Annotated in this window: 1 pseudogene; it reads right to left on the minus strand. The window is 62.3% G+C overall.

The window, feature by feature from the left end:
- Positions 1-247, minus strand: a pseudogene (locus tag ACPYOI_RS36670) (hypothetical protein); the annotation flags it as partial.

Consider the following 247-nt stretch of genomic DNA (forward strand, 5'->3'; position numbering starts at 1 on the left):
GCAACCCCGCTTGGGAGGCAGGAAGTGGGCTGCGCTGGAGATAACTCATGATTGCAAACTGTTCGGCGGGATCCTTGACCGCTTTCGCCCGGATGACGGCAATATAGTCCGCGGTTACGTCCCAGGCCTCCCAATCGGCCAGTTCCATGGCCGCGAAGCCTGCCATGGGATTGCGCGCCGTGATGAAGTAACGATAGGCCTCGCTCACCCTTGCGCGCGGCACCGCACCTTTTGCGCCGCCATGGAC

This window comes from Rhizobium sp. SVR5-2C (assembly GCF_056755115.1).